Raw genomic sequence first — 18,970 nt, 5'->3', positions numbered from 1 at the left:
GCTCACCGGGTCTCCGCCGTCGCGCGCGACCTCAGTTCCTCGTACCAGGCACGCAACGCCTCCCCCAGCGGCCCGCGCGCCTGGTCGGCGAGATGCTGGGCGCCGACGCGGTCGCCGCTCTTCCATAGCCGGTAGCTGTGGAGCACCTCAGCCGCGGTGTCCCAGCCGGGATGGCCGGTCAGCTCGCCCGCCTGGGTCCGCACCAGGAGCGCGTCGAAGCCATGCCACGGTGTGGTCATCGCGGGGAGTTCCGGCGTCTCGGGGATCGCCCTCAGCGTGGCGGCCTGGTCGATGTCGCGTTCGTAGATGTGCAGGGAGTCGACGTGGTGGTGGTAGTCGCCGAGCTCTGCCTCCACCCATCCGGCCATCAGCTCGTGCAGGGTGGTAGTGAAGAACAGGTCATACGGCAGGCCCACCCACACGTCCTGGCCGCGCATGGTGGTGGACATGTGCAGCCGTCCCTGCCGCAGGTGGAAGCGGAAGCCGAGGGTGCACGGGACGTCCCGATGCCCCGCGGTGTCCTGAGTGGGGTCGTACAGCTGAACCACCGCGCGGCGGGAGTCCGGATCGGCTTTTAGGGTCTCGATGACCCGTGCCAACTGGTCGATCCGCCCACCCCAGCGGCGCATCCGCGGGCCATAGGCGCCGCGCAGGACTCCCCCGTCGGCGAACTGGCGGAGCCGTCCATTGAAATCGAAGATCCATGGGTCGTCAGAGCCGGACAGGATCCACACGGTCTCGGCGATGGCGAAGGCCGGGTTGAGGATGCGGGCCGGCGGGGCGAACAGCAGTCTGGCCCGTGGCCGGGTCAGCCTGAGGTTCACGTCCAGAACCTCTCGCGTGGCCATGCCTCGCGGGCTGACGGTCCGCCCGCCGTTCATGGCCAGAGCTACCGTCCCGCCGAACAGCCCGGCGACGCTGTCGGCCGTCAAGGTCATCATCAGGGTTTTCCTTCCTGGCCCGCCATCAGCGGGGCATTGTTGTCGAGAAATGCGGGCCGTACGAGGTCAGCTCGACGGGCCGAGGACGAGTTTCGCGACGGCGGCAGCGGTCGCACCGTCCCAGCGGCACACGGCGTTCTTCGCCCTGCCGGGGACGGGTGTCTGATGAGGGGATGCGGCCAGGTGAGACAGGGCCGCGGCGACATCGGCCGCATCCGCGCAGGCACGCGCCGCCTGATGTTCGGCCAGACCGAGGGTTTGCTCGCCGGGCAGGCGGAGTTCGAGCACCGGAACGTCCAGCAGCATCGCTTCGATGCCACAGGTGGAGGAGACCGTCACGATGGCGTCGGAGCCGGCCAGGCAGCCGCGTGCCCCTGTCGCCGGATCGGCGACGGCCACTTTCAACCCGGAAAGAGCCTCGAACACGTGCGGGTCCTGCGCAGGATGAGGAGTGATGACCAGTTTCCAGCTGCCCTCCGCTGCCTGCATTCCACGTAGGAGGATCTCCGCCTGGGCGCGCAGACTGCTGCGGGAGAACGGCTGGCAGGCCCAGAGCACGATCCGTTCCGGTGGTCGGCCGCCTTCCGAAGTGAGCAGGCTCTCCAGGTAGCGGCGCTGACGTGGGCGATCCACCGAGGCGAGTGCGTCAAAACGTGGCTGGCCCAGTACGTGGATCTCGGCGTCGTCACGCCGTACCCACCCGGCGGCCGACGTGGCGTCCCGCTCACCCATGACGACGATGTGACGGCAGTGCAGGGCGGGCCAGGCCACCGATCCGGGAATCCACGCTCCGTGCTGCACGTAGACGGTCCGCACGCCGATCCGGTCGGCGGTATGTACGGCGAGCGCACCAAGAGGGCTCGTGTCATTGCTGACCAGCATCGTCGCGGGCCGGGTGGCGGCGAGAACACCGTCCAGCCATGCTTCGGTGTTCACGGTGGCGCACCAAGACAGCTGAGTGCATCCCGCGCTGTATTCCAGCAGCCGGGCCGCGAGGCCAGCCAGCCGGCCGAGGAGGATCCGATGCGCTCCGATCAGCACGGATTGGCCGTCGCCCGGCTGCCGCATGGCATGGAGGGTGGTTGCAAGAAGCCCTCCGGGGGCGAGCAGTCGGCCGCGGGGAATCCGGTGGACCGTGATCAGCGGATCATCGACCTTCGGGCACCGTTGTGCAGGGTCGGTGGCCAGATCCAGCAGCAGGCTCCGCTGTCCATGGCGGCTTACCTCCGCCAGGACCGGGAGCAGCGTCCCGGCGTGGCGCGACGACCACGACACGGCCACCACCGCCGCCGTCGGGGAGACGTGGATGTCCCGGATCTCTGCACTGGCGAAGGAGCGGGGTGGCGGCGTCGGCGTGGCGGAGACCTCTGCACCGAGGAGGTAGGCGATTCCCGGCCAGGTGACCGTGTAGGAGCGGTACTCCTGGGAGCTGCTGTCGCGCTCGCCGATCAGCGTCTGTCCGGGCGGGACGGCGATGGGACCGGGGGCGCCCGCGAACGGCGGCCAGGCCGACAGGGCGAGCAGTTTACGCACGACCTGGGAGACCAGCCGCCGTACCGGCACCTGGTGGACGTGCAGCCACGAGGCGCCTCCCGGTGTCGCGGCGAGTTCCGAGGCGAACGATCCGAGCTCGTCCATCACGTGCTCGACATGCCGCTTGATCTCGTCGGGATCGATCTCGTCCACGTCGAGTTCCTCCACGCGGATGCGCGGTCCCGCTGCTGAGGGCGTGAGGCTCGCGGTGCGCATCAGGTCCCAGCTCGGCGTGGCTGACGGCCGCCCTGAGAAGATCAGCGTGAGGTCGTCGGCAGTGGTCATCTGGGGCTCCTCAAGGGAACCGGTGAGGACGCCGCGGGAGCCTGTAGGTTCCGCCCGATCTGGACGAGGCGGGCGGGAGTCTCCACGACCACGGGAGACGGTGTGGTGGGAGCCCCGTATCCCCATCCGGCGTGGATATACCGCACGCCTGCGCGCAAGGCGGCCTCCTGGTCTACCGCCATGTCCCCGAGGTAGACGGCTTGTGCCGGATCCACCCCGAGCTCGACCAGGGCCAGCAGCAGGGCATCGGGGGCGGGTTTACCGCGCTCGCTGCCGGGAGTACGCACTGTGCCGAACGGACAGCCCAGGCGTTCCAGGAGCGGTGCCGCCCGGTTGAGCGGCTTGGCGGTCACCACCCCAAGCGACCAGCCGTCCCCGGCGAAGGCACGCAACGCCGCCTCGATTCCGGGAAACGGCGGGGCGAGGTCGGCCCACGTGACGGACGCCTCGTCGTAGGTGGCGTGCAACAGCTCGGCCTCGCGCAGGCCAAGCTGCCGCATGATGTCGGGGAAGGGACGGCCGATGTGGCGTAGATAATCCTCGAAGGGGACGTCCACGTTGTGACGTTCCTGAACGAGCTGCCAGGCCCTGCACATCACGACGCGGGTGTCGAACAGGACGCCATCCAGATCGAGCAGCAGCGCTCTGCGGGGCTCGAGGGCAGGCGATTCATCGTGGGAGCCAGCAGATGGGGAGATCACGGTCGCGGTTCTCCTTGCTGAGATGGATCAGGGGATGTCACAGGTCACGCGGAGGACGTACTGCCGCGGCGCAGGAAGGTGGTGATCTGCTTTCCGTTTGCGACGACGGGAGCGGCGGTCCATGACTGAGCGAGAGCCGTGATGATCTGCAGCCCACGGCCGTTCTCCTGATCGTCAAGAGCGATTCGGGGCACGGGCAGGCTCGGCGAGCCGTCCTGGAGATGGATGCCCACGGCGTCCGGCCGCAGTTCCAGGAGCAAGGTGACGCTCTCAGTGCTCTGACCCATGAGAACGGTGAGATCTTCCAGCCTCTGGCTTCGACCGTGACGGAAGGAATTGGTGACCAGTTCGCTGACGATCAGGACGGCGTCATCGATGAGATCCTGCTCTCCCCACGCGCGCAGGATGTCGGCGGTGAAGACGCGCGCCCTCTTCGGGGCGAGCGGATCGACGGCCATCTTCAGCTGGGCGTGAAGTGTCACGACTGGAAGTTCCACGTCGGCGGCGCTCATCACGGCTGCTTCCAGCCGACCGCTCCGGATGCGTCGTTCCGTCTTTTCGCGTAGCAAGAGCGCTGCGGGCGCGAGGTGCTGGAGATGCCATCGACGGCCATAGTCGGATTCCTTTCTGGAGACCAGACGGGGGACACTCTGTGCTCAGCGACCGTCACCGTTCGAAGCGGTAGGGCGCCGTGCTCAGGCAACCCCTCTGGCGGCCGTTCCGGAAGGATGCATCGATGGTGTTTGCGGGCACGCCGGGGTGCACGCAGGTTGTACGCCTCACGCGAGGTGCTGCTGCATGCTCACCAGGAACCATTCGGCAAGATCGTGGAGTGTTGGCACAGGGAGGGGACACGACATGGACGGCAGTCATGCCGACCCGGCAGGAATCGCCGGATTCACATTGACCGGGAAGCGTGTTGTCGTCACGGGCGGATCACGCGGGCTGGGCGAGCAGATCGTGCGGCGTCTCGTGCTCGAAGGCTGCTCAGTGGCGGCATGCGCCCGCAGCGAGGAGCACCTCCGTCAGATGGCTGAATCCCTGGGGGGTCACGGTGAGAACGCGCTGTTCACCAAGTCCCTGGACGTGACCGCCCCGGAACTGCTGGAGGAGTTCGTTGCCGAAGCGGCTTCTCGATTCGGCAGGCTGGACGGTGTCGTGGCGTGTGCCGGTGGGGCGAGAGGCGGAGCGCTGGGCTCGGCGACGTCACAGGACTGGACGGCGACGTGGGAGCTGAACGTCGGGCACGCGGCCCGGCTCATCTCGGCCGCCGCCCCGCATCTCCGTGCGGCGGGTGGTGGATCCGTCGTGATCGTCTCGTCGATCTCCGGCTGGAAACCCGGACCTCAGTCCCAGTACGGCGCGGCCAAGGCCGCGCAGATCCACCTGGCCACCTCGTTGGCCCGGGAGCTCGGAGCGGATGGAATCCGGGTCAACGCCGTCTCTCCAGGCTCCATGCTCATCCCGGGCAAGCGGTGGGATCGGATGCGCACCCAGCATCCCGAACGGTTCGCCGCGTTCACCCGCGAGTTCCCCTCCGGGCAACTGGTGGATCCGGCCGAGGTCGCGGCGGTGATCGCCTTCCTGCTCTCCGACGCGGCGAGCGGCATATCAGGGGCGAACATCCCGGTGGACCGGGCGCAGAACGCGCCGACCCCGGACGGTTACTGACCTCAGGCCGCACCGAGCACGGGCCGGGCCTGCCGTTCGAACCGGCGCACCAGCGGCTCCGCGTGGTGCGGCTCCAGCCTGGTGCGGAAGTCGCGCAGGGCCTGCACCGACCGTTCGGAGTGGACCGTGCCCAATAGGTTCAGGGCGGTGCTGGCCGCATCGATGGCCTCGTCCAGGCGCCGCTGCTGTAGATGCGCGGTGGCCAGGACGGACTGGCTGATGGCCTGGCGTCGACGCCGGTCGGCGTTGGCGCGTACCGAGTCGTCGGCGAGGTGTTCGGCGCGGCGGGCATCGCCCAGGTCACGGAAGCAGTGCGCGGCCTCGGCCTCCAGGTAGTGGTGGTCGAGGTAGCGGACCCAGGGCGACTCCTCCGAAGGACCGTCGCTGGCGTCCAGGGCGGCGTCGGCGGCCTTCAACGAGGCAGCGGCCTGCGCCGAGTGCTTGAGGGCGGCGTGCCCGCGAGCCGCCATGGCGTGCAGCCGCATCAGCCCGAGTGGGCTTCCCGCATTCTTGGCTGTGGCCAGTCCGCTACGCGCGAGGGCGACTCCCTCGTCGGGACGGCCGAGGCTGGTGGCCAGATGGGACAGGCCAGCCAGGATCTGCCCGCCCAGCACCCGGTCCCCGCCTTCGGCACAGAGCCGTAGCGCCTGGATCATGTAGCGCTCGGCCAGGCCGTACTCGGCCGAGTCATAGGAGCTCCAGCCCGCCATCGCGGCCAGCTTCGCCGCCGCGGTGAACAGCCGGCCGCGCTGGCACTCGGGTGCCCCGGACCGCTGGAGCATGGGGACGACCTCGGCGGTGAGGTAGTGCACGACACTGGAGCGCACCTGTCCGCCGCCGAAGCGGTTGTCCATCTCGTCGAACATCGCGATCATCGCGTAGACACGCTCAGCGGGGCCACTGTTCGCGACGGCGGCCAGATGTGTGGCCTGGTCATCTTCGAGAAGCCAGAGCAGCCAGCGGCGCTGAGGGTCCATCAAGGCCGTGGCGATGAAGGGCACACTGCCCAGCAGCGCGCGGCGGGAGATATCGGTGGAGCCGAGTTCGGCAAGCGTGTGCAGAGTTTCACCCACATCTTCACCATAGGCGAGCGAACGGGCCACGACGGGACGCTGAGGCTCCGCCAGAAAACCGATGTCGACCGGACTGAGAGCGCGTCCGAGGCGTTCGGCCAGCGCAGCGGCTATGAACTCCGGGACATGGCCCCGTGGATGCATCCCCTGTAACCAGCGAGTGACAGATGCCTTGTCGTAGCGCGTCACCACTCCCTGGTGTCCCGCCAGCTCGTTCACCCGACGCGCGAGCGCACCGTGGGAGCACCCCGCCTCGGAGAGCATCGCAGCCAGCGTCGTGTTGCCGCCCAGGAGTGCTCTGTCACCGCCCATGCATTGATGATGCCTCCCGAAAGGGTGCCTGTCCCAGCATCCGGACCGACCTTGCTATCGAATACAACCCTTCGTACAACCGGCCAACCTTTGTCCAAGTAGCGGTCAGGCCGTGTACGGCCCGGGGCATGTCGACCGATTCACACACATAGCGCCAGGCGGTTGTGCAGCACGAACGGCCGGGCACGTCCACGTTGCGTCTCGGTGTCAACGTCGGCTGAATTCTGGTTCTGGCCTCCTGCCGTCAGGCAGATTCCAGCATTTGTCGCAATGCTCCTGGCATGTGAAGGGGTGTGGAGTTAGAGAGACGAGGACTCAAGCAGCAGTTGAAGCTTGAGGACGCGCACTGGCCCCTGATCCTTGCCGACGTCGGACAGTCGAAGTATGTCGTCAACACAGGTCAAGATCACAGTTCAGCGAGAACCATTCCCACGGGTGCGGAGCCAGCCGACAGCAAGGCGTTTCAGTCTTCGCCTTCGAGATCATCCCCGCAGGTGCGGGGCCGACCGACCGGACTCCTATATGGGCCATCCCTGCAGGCGCGGGGCCGACCACACTCGCTGACCTGCAGGGTTATCGGCGGCGCGTGTGGATCTCGAGCACTTTCAAAGAACGCGACATTTTGCGTATTTCCGATTTTTCGATCAAGTTGTCAAGCATCTCAAGAGGTGCGATCGGTGACCTATGGATAGGCCGTAGCGCCTGGAGGTTCTGTAGTGAGCAAGCGTAGCCGCTCGGCTGGTCAAGACCTCCCGAATGTCAGCACTTACGGACACAGCAACACCAAAAGGATTTATTTAACAAATATGGGCGTTTCGCTCTTTTGGTGCAAAGGAGGGAGAATTTGTGGTTCGTGGATTTTTGTCGGTGGTGACGGCTTAAATAGCCACATGCTCGATGGGGAGCCGCCGGCTGGCCGTTTCGACGGGCTTTCGGATGCGGCGTGTACGGTCTGGTCCAAGCACGACCGTGATGGTGATGGGTGGTTGCCGTCGTGGCGGCACCTGGCCGACAGCGGTGCGGTAGCCGGACTGTTGGGGGATCGCTGGCTTCCGGCGCAGGTGAGGCGGCTGATCGCCGAGGCGCTTCCCGCGGGCGCCGCTGATGGGCGGCAGTTGGCGGGTTCCTCACGATGTCGGGAAGACCACGTCGGCGTTCGCCTGCCAAGTGGAGTCGCTGACCGACGTCATACACGCGGCCAGACTAGGCATATCAGCATTCCGGAAAATGCCGGATCGCCGGCTGGCTCCGCAGGAGCTAGCCGGGCAGGTGTCGCTGGGAGATTCCTTTGGTCCCTGCTCACTCGAAGACAAGTCGTAAGCGGTAGCACCCACCTCTTCAATACGAGCTCATTCTTGTTTTTGAAAGCGCGGAAAAAATCTTGCCCAGAGCATTACGATCAGCCCTTGGCGGCTGCAGGGCAGGCGCTGAGCCTTGATCTCCGACCGTGGAGATGCCCCCTCGTAAGCGGGCTCACCGACAGGACTCCCCGTGTCTACGGGGATGCAGTCCACAGGTTTTCTTACGTCGAGATGGCGTTGCGTGATCTCGACGTGCGCCGAAATGACGAGTGGCCCCCGGTGCAACGGAGGCCACTCTGCTTCCGCACCCCATTAGACATAGGAGGAAGCTTGTCCATGCTAGACGAGTTCGAGAAAGTGAAAGGGCCGAGCTCTGACGGCCGGGTAGACGTACGCATGCCGGCCATCGTGTGCGCCGCGACTGCTCTTGCTTTTTGTACCGCTGCGCCCGTCTGGGCTGTGGTTGATCGTGTGCTCGGTGGTACGAGCGGCCCCCTCGTACCGCTCTTGGCCGCACTCGCAGCAGCCGGCATCCAGTTCCTGAAGACCTTCGATCTGCTCCACCGCATCATCCGATGAGCGCCGATGCGGCCCTGTGGGCCGCTTGGGCCAAGGCGGATAAGGAGGGTCAGTGTCACCCTCTCGCGGGGCATGTCCTTGATACGGCTGCAGTAGCTGAGCAGCTGATGGAGCTTCTGCTCGGGCCGCGGTGCCGGGAGGAGTTGCGTGCGGCGTTCGAGCCGCTCGGGCAGGCCGAGAGGTGGATCGCGACCCTGTGCGGTCTTCATGATCTCGGGAAGTACAGTCCCACGTTTCAAGGGCTGCAGGTGGAGTTGGCCGTGGCGAGGTTCGACGCGTCCGCGGCGGCCGATGTGAGGTCGGTGCGCAAGAGGGCAGGGCTGGGGCGGCGTATCGACACACCGCACGGCCTGGTGACGACCTTGCACCTCAAAGACCTTCTGCTGCAGTGGGGGGCGTCCCCGGATACGGCTGAGGTTCTCGCCGTTGCCTTGGGCGGCCATCACGGTCATTTTCCTGACGGGGCCGCTGTGAGGCAGGCGCGGCGCGAGGTCAACAACCACGGCGGACACCGTTGGAGGGGCTGGCGCGACGACCTGGTCAGCGAGGTTCTGGCGGTGCGCGGATTGGCTGAGCCCAGCGAAACGAGCTGGCAGGACGTGCACGTGAGCGTCGGGGCCGCGGTCGGGTTCGCCGCCCTGACCACGATCAGCGACTGGATCGCCTCAGACACCGAAAACTTCCCCTACGCCGATGGCCGTGACCTTCCCGCCTACGCCCACCAGGCAGAGGAGTTGGCGGTCCTGGCCGTGGACAGGCTCAGACTTCGCCCCTGGACTCCGCCTGTGCGGTTCGGTGAGCTGTTTCCCGGAAAGCCGCCGCGGCCGGTGCAGGTCCTCGTCGAGCAGATGACCGTGGACCGCGACGAACCCACTCTGATCATCGTGGAAGCTCCCACCGGGGAGGGCAAGTCGAAGGCGGCGCTGCAGGCCGCAGCGGCCCTGATGGCCAAGAACGGCCTGATGGGCGTCTATGTCGCCATGCCGACTCAGGCGACGAGCAACCAGATGCTGGTCGAGTTGGAAGAGCTGATAGCCGAACTGGGTGATGACGTCACGGTCCGGTTGATCCACTCCACCGCCAAAGATCATCTGAGTGAACGGGCCACTACGCCTACCGGCGTCGGGTGCGACGAGCAGCAGGAGGGAGATGTCGGCGCCCAGGAGTGGTTCACCCGCAAGAAGAACCTGCTCGCCCCTGTGGGGGTCGGCACGATCGACCAGGCGTTGAAGGCGGTCATCCGATCGGGTCATGACTTCGTGCGATTGGCCGCTTTGGCGAACAAGGTCGTCGTGATCGACGAGGTGCACGCCTATGACACCTATATGTCGACGTTGCTCGACCGACTGCTGGCCTGGCTAGGGCGGCTGGGCACATCAGTGGTGATGTTGTCGGCGACGCTGCCTTCTGGCCGGCGGCAGGAGTTGGTGGCGGCCTGGCAGTCGGGGTTGTTGCGCTGCCTGCCGCGGGAGGCGCCCGCGGTGGAGCCGTGCGCCGGCTACCCCCGGGTGACCTTGGCCGGCACGGGCAGACCGGTGGCCAGGGCCGCGGGGGTGTCGAAACTCAACACCGACCGCACGCTCCGGTTGAGCCGGGTCCGTGATGAGGACGTGGTCGACTGGGCGCTCGGGCAGGCGGCAGGTGGCAGGTCAGTCGTGGTGATGCACAATCTGGTGCGCCGGGCGGCGGCCACCCATGCGGCGGTGGAAAAGCGCATCGCCGCCCAGCCAGAAAACCTGCGGCCACGACTGATCATGATCAATGGCCGGTTGGCCGCCGGCGCCCGCCGCGTGGTCGAAGCCGAGCTTCAGGCGGCTTTCGGGGAAGGGGGGGAGCGGCCGCGGCAGGGAGCGATCGTTGTCAGTACCCAGGTGCTGGAACAAGGGCTGGATCTTGACTTCGATGCCATGCTCAGCGACCTGGCGCCGGTGGACTGGCTCATCCAGCGGGCCGGCCGACTGCACCGCCACAGCCAGGACGCCGCACGCGGTGAGCCCGTCCTGGCGATCGCCGGGGTGGTCGACACCGAGACCGGGCCGCGTTTCCCGCCCTACCTTGAGACGGTTTACGCGCCGATGACGCTGCTGCGCACCTGGGCGCTACTGCGACACCGAACCAGTCTGAACCTGCCGGGTGAGGTGCCCGGGCTGGTCGATGCGCTCTATGGGGCGCCGGAAGCAATCGCGTGCCCCGCCGGGTGGGAAGAGACCTGGCGCGTGGCGGCCGAAAAGCTGGAGCGCAGGCAGAAGGCGGCGGAACGCAACGCCCGGCTGATGTATCTGCCCCACCCCAGCGCGGTAGCTCATCTGGACGAGTTGACCAGGCACAGCAAGCACACCGGCCGAACGCGAGACAGGTGATACACCCCGTGAATTCCCCCGACGACGAGGACGTCGTCTTCGTCGACGTTGTGCTGCTTCGCGTGGCCCCCGACGGCCGCACCATCGCGGTCGGCGGCGACGACGTCGTGATCGACCTGACCGCTCCTGATCCTCCGCCCGCGCACACGTTGCAGACCTTGCTGGATGCCTCCGTTCAGCTAGCCGCGCCGGGCGAGTTGCCCTCCGCCGTGGTGCGGGCCATCGCCGCGACGCCCGTGCCGCAGCTTTTCCGCCGCTGCCCCTGGCTGCATAAGCACCGGGTGTTGCTGTTCGCCCAGGACAGATGCGCCGTGGGGGGGAGCATGCTGCGCTATCACGACCAGCGCGGCCTGCACCTGGAAGAACCCGCCCCGGCGCCGCCGGTCGCTGAGGTGGGGGCTGCGTCTTTTGATCTGCTGTCGCGGCCGTGGATTCCCGCCGTCGGGCTCGATGGCCAGGCCAGGCTCATGGGGCTCGAAGACGTCATCGCCGCAGCGCATACGATCCGGCGCCTCGCCGCTGAGACGCCCACGATGACGGCGGCGCTGCACCGGCTCCTGCTCGCGGTCTTTCACCGCGCCTACGGCCCGGCGAGCGAGGCCGACTGGGGGCGGCTGTGGGCGGCGGAACAGTTTCCCGCCGATGCGCTGCGAACCTACCTGGATCGTCACCGCCACCGCTTCGACCTGCTTCATCCCCGGTTGCCGTTCATGCAGTGCGCGCAGTTGGCGACCCTGGCTCCGGCTACCGCGGCCAAGCTCGTCTCTTATCGTGCGGTCGGCAACAACGTGACGCTGTTTGACCACACCACCTCCGCCGATCAGGTGACGCTCTCTGCGCCGGAGGCGGCCCGGTGGCTGGTCGCCCTGCAGGCCTTCGATCCGGGAGGCATGAAGACCCCGTATGAGAAGGACAAGTCTTCTGAGCGCGCGCCGTGCAACTGGTTCGGCGTCGTGCTGGTGGAAGGGAGCACCCTCAAAGAAACCCTGCTGCTCAACGCCCTCATCTACCGCCCCGAGGGCGAAAAGCCCGCCATGACCACCCCCCAGGACGCGCCGGTGTGGGAACAGGAGGCCGGGCCCTCACCGAGACCGGACAAGCGCACGGCGCGCGGCTGGACCGATCTTTTGACCTGGCCGTCGCGGCGGGTCCTGCTGTCTGCGGCTGGGAGCGGTCAGGACACGCTGGTGGACGGCGTGGTCATCACTCCGGGAACGCGGCTGGATGCGCGTCTTGCCGATGAGGAGATGATGGCGGCCTTCCGCAAGCCCCGCGACGCCAAAGGCCGCTTCAAGCGGGACGCCCCCCTGCTGGGGGTCCGGCTGCATCCTTTGCGGGGTATCTGGCGTCACAGCGTCGAACTCCTGCTGACCGAGCTGTGGGAGGAGGGCAAGAACCGGCAACGTCCCGGCACGCTCGACCAGATAGCCGACCTGGCCGAGCGCCGCTACCTCCCCGACGACACCGTCTACACCCTGCGCGTCTTCGGGCAACGTCTCGATGCCAAGGCATCGGTGGTGGAGACCTGGCTGGAGGAGGAGATTCCCGCACCCGTTGCGCTCCTTCGCGCGCGTGATGAGAGCCTGGGCGCGATCATCGGCTGCGCGATCACCCTGGCCGATGAGGCCGGCTCAGCGCTTCGCGCATTGCGATCGGGCTACCACCATGAGTTTCGCGACAACTCCGCCGCCGACATCGACGGCCTGTACTGGCCGCGGCTGTCTCAGCCGTTCGGAACGTTCCTGATCGAGGTGGGCGATGCCCGCAACGCCGGCCGATCGGAAGCGCCCGCCACTCGGGCGTGGGGCCGGCACGTCACCGAGCTGGCCCTGGCAGCCGCGGCCCGCTGGGTCGCCGGCTCCCCCGCCGAGGGCCGCGCGATGGCCGCCTTGGGAAAACACCACGGCCTGTTTCGCACCCGGCTCACCCTCGCCGAACGCAGCTTCCACACCCAGCTCGCCGCTTACTGCAATGGAGCAGAGGACACCGATGCCTGATCCGCTCGCCATGCGGCGAGATGCCTACGTCACCTATCTCTACCGTCTTGACAACGATCTGCGCTCACGAGACCCGAGGCGCTCCGCGCAGGCGCGCCGCTCGCTGGCGCGCCTGCGACACAGCTTCGTCGAGGGCAGGCAGTACCAGGCCTATGCGATCGTGTTCGGCCACGAGCCGCCCCACGACAGCGCCGAGCAACAGGTATGGCTGCTGGTGGGCGGCCTGTTCGCGCTGCATCCGCTGCCCTGGAAAGGCGGCGGCGCCGGGCCTCGCTCCCTGGGGGCCTCGATGGGCCGGCTGCACAAGAAGCTGGGCAGCCCGGCGGTGGAGCGGCGATTCACCCAGCTGCTGGCCAGAGACAAACAAGCCCTCCCCCACCATCTACGCCAGACCATCCGGCTGCTGTCGGCCCACGAGGTCCCGGTCCACTACGGGCGCCTCCTTGACGACCTCGTCACCCTGCTCGGCAAGGACCACCGCGGCGACCGGGCCAGCAGCGTACGCCTGCGGTGGGCCGAGGAGTACTACCTGCCCGTTTCAGCCCCAACGACCAAAAGCTCCGACGAGCCCTCCACCGATCTTCCGGAGACCACCCAGTGATCATCGAACTACACCTGCTTCAGTCCTTCCCGGTCAGTAACCTCAACCGCGACGATGTCGGCCAGCCCAAGACGGCCACGTTCGGCGGGCACGTGCGCGGCCGCATCTCCAGCCAAAGCCTCAAGCGCTCGGCGCGGCTGCTGTTCACCGAGTACGGCCTGGACACCACCGAGGTGGGGGTGCGCACCAAACGACTGCTCGACGGCGTCGTGGAAGGCCTCGTCCAGGAAAGACACGACCCCGAGCAGGCCCGCGCGGTGGCGATGGCCGCCCTGCAGCAACTCGGGTTCGGCCTCGATATCGGCAAGGGACTCACCCAGTACCTGCTGTATGTCGGCAGCGAATCGATCGACCAGCTGACCAGGTACTGCCTGGATGAATGGCAAGCCCTAGAGGCGTTCGCCGCGGCCAAGACCGCCGCCCAGCAAGCGAAGATCAAACCCGACAAGGCCGCCATGGCCACGGTGCGCCGCATCCTGGACGCCGGCAGAGCCGCCGACATCGCCCTGTTCGGGCGGATGATCGCCGACAACAAGGACCTCAACGTCGAGGCCGCCTCCCAGGTCGCCCACGCCATCTCCACCCACGTCGTCGTCACCGAGTTCGACTTCTACACCGCCGTCGACGACCTCAAACCCCACGACGAGTCCGGCGCCGACATGCTCGGCACGATCGATTTCAACTCCGCCTGCTACTACCGCTACGCCAACGTCGATGTGACCCAGCTGACCGCGAACCTGCACGGCGACATCGATCTAGTCCAGCGCGCCACCCGCGCCTGGCTGCTGGCCTTCATCAACGCCGTCCCCAGCGGCAAACAAAACTCGATGGCGGCACGCACCATGCCCGACACCCTGCTGGGCGTGACGCGTGATCACGGGGCGTGGAACCTCGCCAACGCCTTCCTCAAGCCGGTCACCGACGATGACCTCATGGCGGGCTCAACCCAGCGGCTCTTCGAGCACTTCGGCAAATTGCGCGGCTTCTTCGGCGCCGACCAGATCCGCAGCGCGAGCGCGGCATCGGTATCGGGACAGGTGCCCGACCTCGACGGCGTGCACAACGTGCACAGCCTTGAGGCCTTCACCACCACCCTGCTCGCCGACGTCGGGGAGTAGCGCAGATGAGCAACACCAGCGCGATGTCTCTTGCGCTGTGCTTGGATGCGCCGATGCAGTCATGGGGCATCCGCTCCCACGGAATCACCCGCGACACGATGGCTGAGCCAACGAAATCAGGCGTCGTGGGCCTGGTGGCGGCAGCGCTGGGAATCGACCGAAACAACGACGCGGCCCTGGCCGAGCTGGCCCGGCTGCGCCTGGCCATCCGGGTGGACCGCGAAGGCAGCATGGAACGCGACTACCACACCACCCAAAACGTCCCCACCACGCACGGCACCGGCCACCGCACCGTCGTCAGCGAACGCTACTACCTGGCCGACGCACTCTTCCTGGCAGTCTTGGAAGGCGATGGGCCCCTGCTGAACAGGGTGGCCGCGGCGGTGAAACGACCACACTGGCGGCTGTCGTTCGGCCGAAAAGCCTACGTCCCCGCCCGCCCCCTGCTGACCCCATCCCAGCAGCCGGCCGCCACGAACGCCGAAGAGGTGCTGGCCACCCACCCCTGGCTGGAGCCCTCACCCCAGGACCGGGCCCGGATGAGAAACCGGCCGAACCGGCCCGCTTTACGCACCGTCGTGGAATGCCCGCCCACCCGGATCGGCGCGCAGGTCCGCCACGACCAGCCGCTCAGCTTCGCCCACGGCAACAGGCGCTTTGCCTCCCGCACCGTCCACATGGGCGAGGTCGCACTGACCGACGACATGATCTCCGCAGGAGAGACCTTGTGTTTTTGACCAAACTCACCCTCAACCAGCAATCCCCGGCTTTCCTGCGCGATGTCGCCGACGTCCACGACATGCACCGAACGCTGATGTCGGCCTACCCCGAGCTGCCACCCACCGCCACCTACCGCAGCGCCCACGGCGTTCTGTGGCGCCTGGACACCGTCGCACCCGCCGGCATCGTGCAGTACGTCCAAAGCCATACCGCCCCTGATTGGGCCCGCCTTCCCGACGGGCTGCTCCTCAAGAGCGCCGAGGTCCGCTCCCTGCAACCCGTACTCGATGCGATCAAAGCAGGCCGACGCTTCACCTTCCGGCTCGTGGCCAACCCGACCCGCTGCATCCGGGTCGAAAACGGCGCAGAAAAACACCAACGCGTCCCTTTGCGACAACATGCCGAACAGATCGCCTGGCTCATCGGCAAAGGCGACCAACACGGCTTCGTCATCCCCGCCAGCCGCCAAGGCCCCCCGGATGTAACCGCGAGCACGATCCCCCGGCTGATCGGCAAGAAACGACAACCACACCCCATCACCATCGCCCCCGTCCGCTACGACGGCCACCTCATAGTCACCGACCCAACCGCCTTCACCACCGCCCTGACCACCGGCATCGGACGCGCCAAGTCCTACGGCTGCGGCCTCCTCAGCCTCGCCCCCACACAAACCCGATAACCCTCCACAAGGCCAGACACACCACCACCTACCAGGTCATTTATAAAGACGACCTCACCGAACCTTGACAACTCAACAGAGAACGTAAGTGCTCCCCACGCCCGCGGGGATGGTCCGCTCGCGCCCATGCCGGCGCCCGTCGGGCCGGTGTCGGTCCCGCGCCTGCGGGGATGGTCCCCGCGCCTCATAGGCGGTCACGCTGGCCTCGGCGTCGGCCCCGCGCCTGCGGGGATGGTCCGCTGACGCGCGGCATGCTCATGGAGATCGCCGCGTCGGCCCCGCGCCTACGGGGATGGCTCGCACTCGGAAGATGAGTGTGTGTTGCTCTGAGTCGGCCCCGCGCCTGCGGGGATAGTCCTACATATTCGGTGCGCATCACATCGGGCCTGCCGTCGGCCCCGCGCCTGCGGGGATGGTCCGGGCGACATGTTGGCCGGGGATGCCCTGTATGGGTCGGCCCCGCGCCTGCGGGGATGGTCCGCGAAAGCATCGGGCGCTCCGAGGGGTGGGGCGGTCGGCCCCGCGCCTGCGGGGATGGTCCGTTGATCGTCACCGTGTTCAGGTTCTCCACCCGGTCGGCCCCGCGCCTGCGGGGATGGTCCCGTCATCAGCAGGCTGTCGTCGCCGGGCGTAGCGTCGGCCCCGCGCCTGCGGGGATGGTCCGGCGCGCTCGGTTACAACTACGGCCACTACAACGTCGGCCCCGCGCCTGCGGGGATGGTCCGATGTCCTCACAGCCCTGGTCACTCGCCTGCTCGTCGGCCCCGCGCCTGCGGGGATGGTCCCGTCTCCTCCAGGTACTCGGCACTCAATATGTCGTCGGCCCCGCGCCTGCGGGGATGGTCCCCTGGAGCGAGAGCGCGAGCAGGAGCGGGCGGTGTCGGCCCCGCGCCTGCGGGGATGGTCCTACGAGTGGATCCTGGTGGACTGCCCGCCCGGCGTCGGCCCCGCGCCTGCGGGGATGGTCCGCGCACCCGTGCAGCCATCCGGGCCGGCGCCGGGTCGGCCCCGCGCCTGCGGGGATGGTCCGAGGTCTATCAGCACGTGACTCCGCGATTGCAGGTCGGCCCCGCGCCTATGGTCCCCACCTGGACAAGGCCCTGAACTGGTCCTGGTCATCGGCCCCGCGCCTGCGGGATGGTCCCTTGATCGCCGCCGACCAGCTGCGGGTGCATCGGTCGGCCCCGCGCCTGCGGGGATGGTCCCTCCCCGAGACGGGCCTGACGCTCAGGCCCGCGGTCGGCCCCGCGCCTGCGGGGATGGTCCCCTGCGCACCAGTGACTGGGGGCGCTACGACCCGTCGGCCCCGCGCCTGCGGGGATGGTCCCTGGGGCCAGTCGGGACGGCGCCGCCCCTGGTGGTCGGCCCCGCGCCTGCGGGGATGGTCCTCTGTTGCACAACCGGCCCAATCGGGCGATTTCGTCGGCCCCGCGCCTGCGGGGATGGTCCCAATCGATATCGGCCCGATGAACGGCCCCGGCTGTCGGCCCCGCGCCTGCGGGGATGGTCCCGTGATCGCGTACGCGGCCGGGTTCTCGCAACCGTCGGCCCCGCGCCTGCGGGGATGGTCCGTGGTCTGTCGGCTGCGTGCCGTCGGCAAGGAGGCCGACCCCGCGCCTGCGGGGATGGTCCGTACCGCGTCCAGGCCCGGACGGAGACCGTGCTGTCGGCCCCGCGCCTGCGGGGATGGTCCGGTGCGCGTCAAGGTCGACGGTATCGGGGTGGGGTCGGCCCCGCGCCTGCGGGGATGGTCCCCGGTCGATCTGGTGATGGCCCCACAGGTCACTGTCGGCCCCGCGCCTGCGGGGATGGTCCCGCCCACACCAGCGCCCCGGCCAGTGCCGCCGCGTCGGCCCCGCGTCTGCGGGGATGGTCCCAACTCCGCCGTCATCACCGACGACATCACCCGGTCGGCCCCGCGCCTGCGGGGATGGTCCGCGTGCCGACACTGGTCTCCAGGGCCGTGGCCCGTCGGCCCCGCGCCTGCGGGGATGGTCCCGTCACTCAGTCCGACCAATGACCAGCGAGTCGTCGGCCCCGCGCCTGCGGGGATGGTCCCCGCTCTTCTTGTCACCGCTCTTGCCGGAGCCGGTCGGCCCCGCGCCTGCGGGGATGGTCCATGGGTCTGCCGTCCTCGGTCGCTCGCGTGACGGTCGGCCCCGCGCCTGCGGGGATGGTCCGACGGTCAGCCTGTGCGTCATATGGTCACCGTCGTCGGCCCCGCGCCTGCGGGGATGGTCCCATTGTCCGTGTCGAGTGGGGGTACCCGATGGCGTCGGCCCCGCGCCTGCGGGGATGGTCCCCGGATGCTCCGGTCAACGGGAGCGATCCCGTCGTCGGCCCCGCGCCTGCGGGGATGGTCCCCTCTACCCGGTCTCCCCGGAGCTGATCCGGGAGTCGGCCCCGCGCCTGCGGGGATGGTCCGATGCGGCACTCGGGGCCCGTGGCGAGGGCGTCGTCGGCCCCGCGCCTGCGGGGATGGTCCCCTCGGTACCTCCCGAGGTAGGCAACTCGGGAGGTCGGCCCTGCGCCTGCGGGGATGGTCCGCCGGAGGCGGCCGTGTACGCGACCCGATCCCGGTCGGCCCCGCGCCTGCGGGGATGGTCCGCGCATCACCCGGGACATGATCCTGTCGGTGGTGTCGGCCCCGCGCCTGCGGGGATGGTCCCCAGTAAGGAGTGGCCCGTGTCCGGTATCACCGGTCGGCCCCGCGCCTGCGGGGATGGTCCGGCCTGCACGATGTGCGCGGACTGCTCGGCGTGGTCGGCCCCGCACCTGCGGGGATGGTCTTGTCGAGCCATTTCGCTGTCTCGATGGCCGCGAGTCGGCCCCGCGCCTGCGGGGATGGTCCCGCCTACAGCGTGGCGTTCTCGGGTGGTACGGCGTCGGCCCCGCGCCTGCGGGGATGGTCCTCTCTGGGCTTGTCGGCCTGCGGCCCGAACGACGTCGGCCCCGCGCCTGCGGGGATGGTCCGCCGTTCCTCGCTCGGGAGGCGCTGCCCAGGGCGTCGGCCCCGCGCCTGCGGGGATGGTCCCTCGCGATCCGGCCGACCGTCAGCTGTTGCCGGGTCGGCCCCGCGCCTGCGGGGATGGTCCCGCC

13 protein-coding genes, 1 pseudogene and 1 CRISPR repeat array are annotated in these 18,970 nt (G+C 68.3%); of the genes and pseudogenes, 9 read left to right on the top strand and 5 right to left on the bottom strand.

Annotation, left to right across the window (positions count from 1 at the left end):
- Nucleotides 1–2: 2 nt before the first annotated feature.
- The 4 genes from ABZU75_RS13050 to ABZU75_RS13035 form a co-directional block, all read right to left on the bottom strand.
- Entirely contained in the window at nt 3–941 is a 939-nt protein-coding gene (locus ABZU75_RS13050) for a thymidylate synthase (RefSeq protein ID WP_355553056.1), read from the bottom strand.
- A gap of 66 nt (nt 942–1,007) precedes the next feature.
- Nucleotides 1,008–2,759 carry a hypothetical protein gene (locus tag ABZU75_RS13045; RefSeq protein ID WP_355553052.1) on the bottom strand — a complete coding sequence of 584 codons (1,752 nt, stop codon included), beginning with the start codon at nt 2,757–2,759 and terminating at the stop codon, nt 1,008–1,010.
- Nucleotides 2,756–3,460 (bottom strand): HAD family hydrolase, encoded by a 705-nt coding sequence (locus tag ABZU75_RS13040; protein ID WP_355553049.1) that lies wholly within the window; start codon nt 3,458–3,460, stop codon nt 2,756–2,758. The genes ABZU75_RS13045 and ABZU75_RS13040 overlap by 4 nt, the downstream gene beginning before the upstream one ends.
- A gap of 44 nt (nt 3,461–3,504) precedes the next feature.
- Complete coding sequence (locus ABZU75_RS13035; RefSeq protein ID WP_355553046.1) at nt 3,505–3,972, bottom strand: ATP-binding protein; 468 nt, start codon at nt 3,970–3,972, stop codon at nt 3,505–3,507.
- 286 nt (nt 3,973–4,258) lie between these two features.
- Here ABZU75_RS13035 and ABZU75_RS13030 point away from each other — a divergent pair, with 286 nt between their 5' ends.
- Complete coding sequence (locus ABZU75_RS13030) at nt 4,259–5,131, top strand: SDR family oxidoreductase (protein WP_355553043.1); 873 nt, start codon at nt 4,259–4,261, stop codon at nt 5,129–5,131.
- A 2-nt stretch (nt 5,132–5,133) separates the two neighbouring features.
- Here the strand turns inward: ABZU75_RS13030 and ABZU75_RS13025 are convergent, their stop codons facing one another.
- Nucleotides 5,134–6,204, bottom strand: coding sequence for a hypothetical protein (locus ABZU75_RS13025; protein WP_355553040.1), 1,071 nt, complete (start codon nt 6,202–6,204; stop codon nt 5,134–5,136).
- Nucleotides 6,205–7,322: 1,118 nt separating this feature from the next.
- Between ABZU75_RS13025 and ABZU75_RS13020 the strand changes: the two are divergent.
- From ABZU75_RS13020 to cas6e, 8 genes and pseudogenes are all read left to right on the top strand, one after another.
- Nucleotides 7,323–7,574 (top strand): annotated as a pseudogene (locus tag ABZU75_RS13020) (HD domain-containing protein); the annotation flags it as partial.
- Nucleotides 7,575–8,153: 579 nt separating this feature from the next.
- Entirely contained in the window at nt 8,154–8,396 is a 243-nt protein-coding gene (locus tag ABZU75_RS13015; RefSeq protein WP_355553190.1) for a hypothetical protein, read from the top strand.
- Nucleotides 8,393–10,756, top strand: a complete 2,364-nt coding sequence (gene cas3, locus ABZU75_RS13010) for a CRISPR-associated helicase Cas3' (protein ID WP_355553037.1) — start codon at nt 8,393–8,395, stop codon at nt 10,754–10,756. Before ABZU75_RS13015 ends, cas3 begins: the two co-directional genes overlap by 4 nt.
- 8 nt (nt 10,757–10,764) lie before the next feature.
- Nucleotides 10,765–12,753 carry a type I-E CRISPR-associated protein Cse1/CasA gene (gene casA, locus ABZU75_RS13005; protein WP_355553034.1) on the top strand — a complete coding sequence of 663 codons (1,989 nt, stop codon included), beginning with the start codon at nt 10,765–10,767 and terminating at the stop codon, nt 12,751–12,753.
- The gene (casB, locus tag ABZU75_RS13000; protein ID WP_355553031.1) at nt 12,746–13,354 is read left to right on the top strand and encodes a type I-E CRISPR-associated protein Cse2/CasB; all 609 of its coding nucleotides are present in this window, start codon (nt 12,746–12,748) and stop codon (nt 13,352–13,354) included. The genes casA and casB overlap by 8 nt, the downstream gene beginning before the upstream one ends.
- Nucleotides 13,351–14,472 (top strand): type I-E CRISPR-associated protein Cas7/Cse4/CasC, encoded by a 1,122-nt coding sequence (gene cas7e, locus ABZU75_RS12995; protein WP_355553028.1) that lies wholly within the window; start codon nt 13,351–13,353, stop codon nt 14,470–14,472. Before casB ends, cas7e begins: the two co-directional genes overlap by 4 nt.
- A 5-nt stretch (nt 14,473–14,477) precedes the next feature.
- On the top strand, nt 14,478–15,209 hold the full coding sequence (cas5e, locus tag ABZU75_RS12990; protein WP_355553025.1) for a type I-E CRISPR-associated protein Cas5/CasD: 732 nt from the start codon (nt 14,478–14,480) through the stop codon (nt 15,207–15,209).
- A complete protein-coding gene (cas6e, locus tag ABZU75_RS12985) occupies nt 15,206–15,871 on the top strand; it encodes a type I-E CRISPR-associated protein Cas6/Cse3/CasE (protein WP_355553022.1) in 666 nt (221 codons plus the stop codon). The genes cas5e and cas6e overlap by 4 nt, the downstream gene beginning before the upstream one ends.
- A 149-nt stretch (nt 15,872–16,020) precedes the next feature.
- Nucleotides 16,021–18,966: a CRISPR direct-repeat array (repeat unit 28 nt; unit sequence GTCGGCCCCGCGCCTGCGGGGATGGTCC).
- Nucleotides 18,967–18,970: the final 4 nt, after the last annotated feature.

Origin of the sequence: Streptosporangium sp. NPDC005286 (assembly GCF_040607515.1) — a bacterium.
Lineage (GTDB): Bacteria > Actinomycetota > Actinomycetes > Streptosporangiales > Streptosporangiaceae > Streptosporangium.
This window is presented reverse-complemented; position numbering and strand designations above follow the sequence as displayed.

What these genes read in the sequence shown, in the direction of transcription:
- ABZU75_RS13050 (WP_355553056.1), bottom strand. Translation starts at nt 941, where the DNA reads ATGATGACCTTGACGGCCGACAGCGTCGCCGGGCTGTTCGGCGGGACG.
- ABZU75_RS13045 (WP_355553052.1), bottom strand. Translation starts at nt 2,759, where the DNA reads ATGACCACTGCCGACGACCTCACGCTGATCTTCTCAGGGCGGCCGTCA.
- ABZU75_RS13035 (WP_355553046.1), bottom strand. Translation starts at nt 3,972, where the DNA reads ATGAGCGCCGCCGACGTGGAACTTCCAGTCGTGACACTTCACGCCCAG.
- ABZU75_RS13030 (WP_355553043.1), top strand. Translation starts at nt 4,259, where the DNA reads ATGCTCACCAGGAACCATTCGGCAAGATCGTGGAGTGTTGGCACAGGG.
- ABZU75_RS13015 (WP_355553190.1), top strand. Translation starts at nt 8,154, where the DNA reads ATGCTAGACGAGTTCGAGAAAGTGAAAGGGCCGAGCTCTGACGGCCGG.
- cas3 (WP_355553037.1), top strand. Translation starts at nt 8,393, where the DNA reads ATGAGCGCCGATGCGGCCCTGTGGGCCGCTTGGGCCAAGGCGGATAAG.
- casB (WP_355553031.1), top strand. Translation starts at nt 12,746, where the DNA reads ATGCCTGATCCGCTCGCCATGCGGCGAGATGCCTACGTCACCTATCTC.
- cas5e (WP_355553025.1), top strand. Translation starts at nt 14,478, where the DNA reads ATGAGCAACACCAGCGCGATGTCTCTTGCGCTGTGCTTGGATGCGCCG.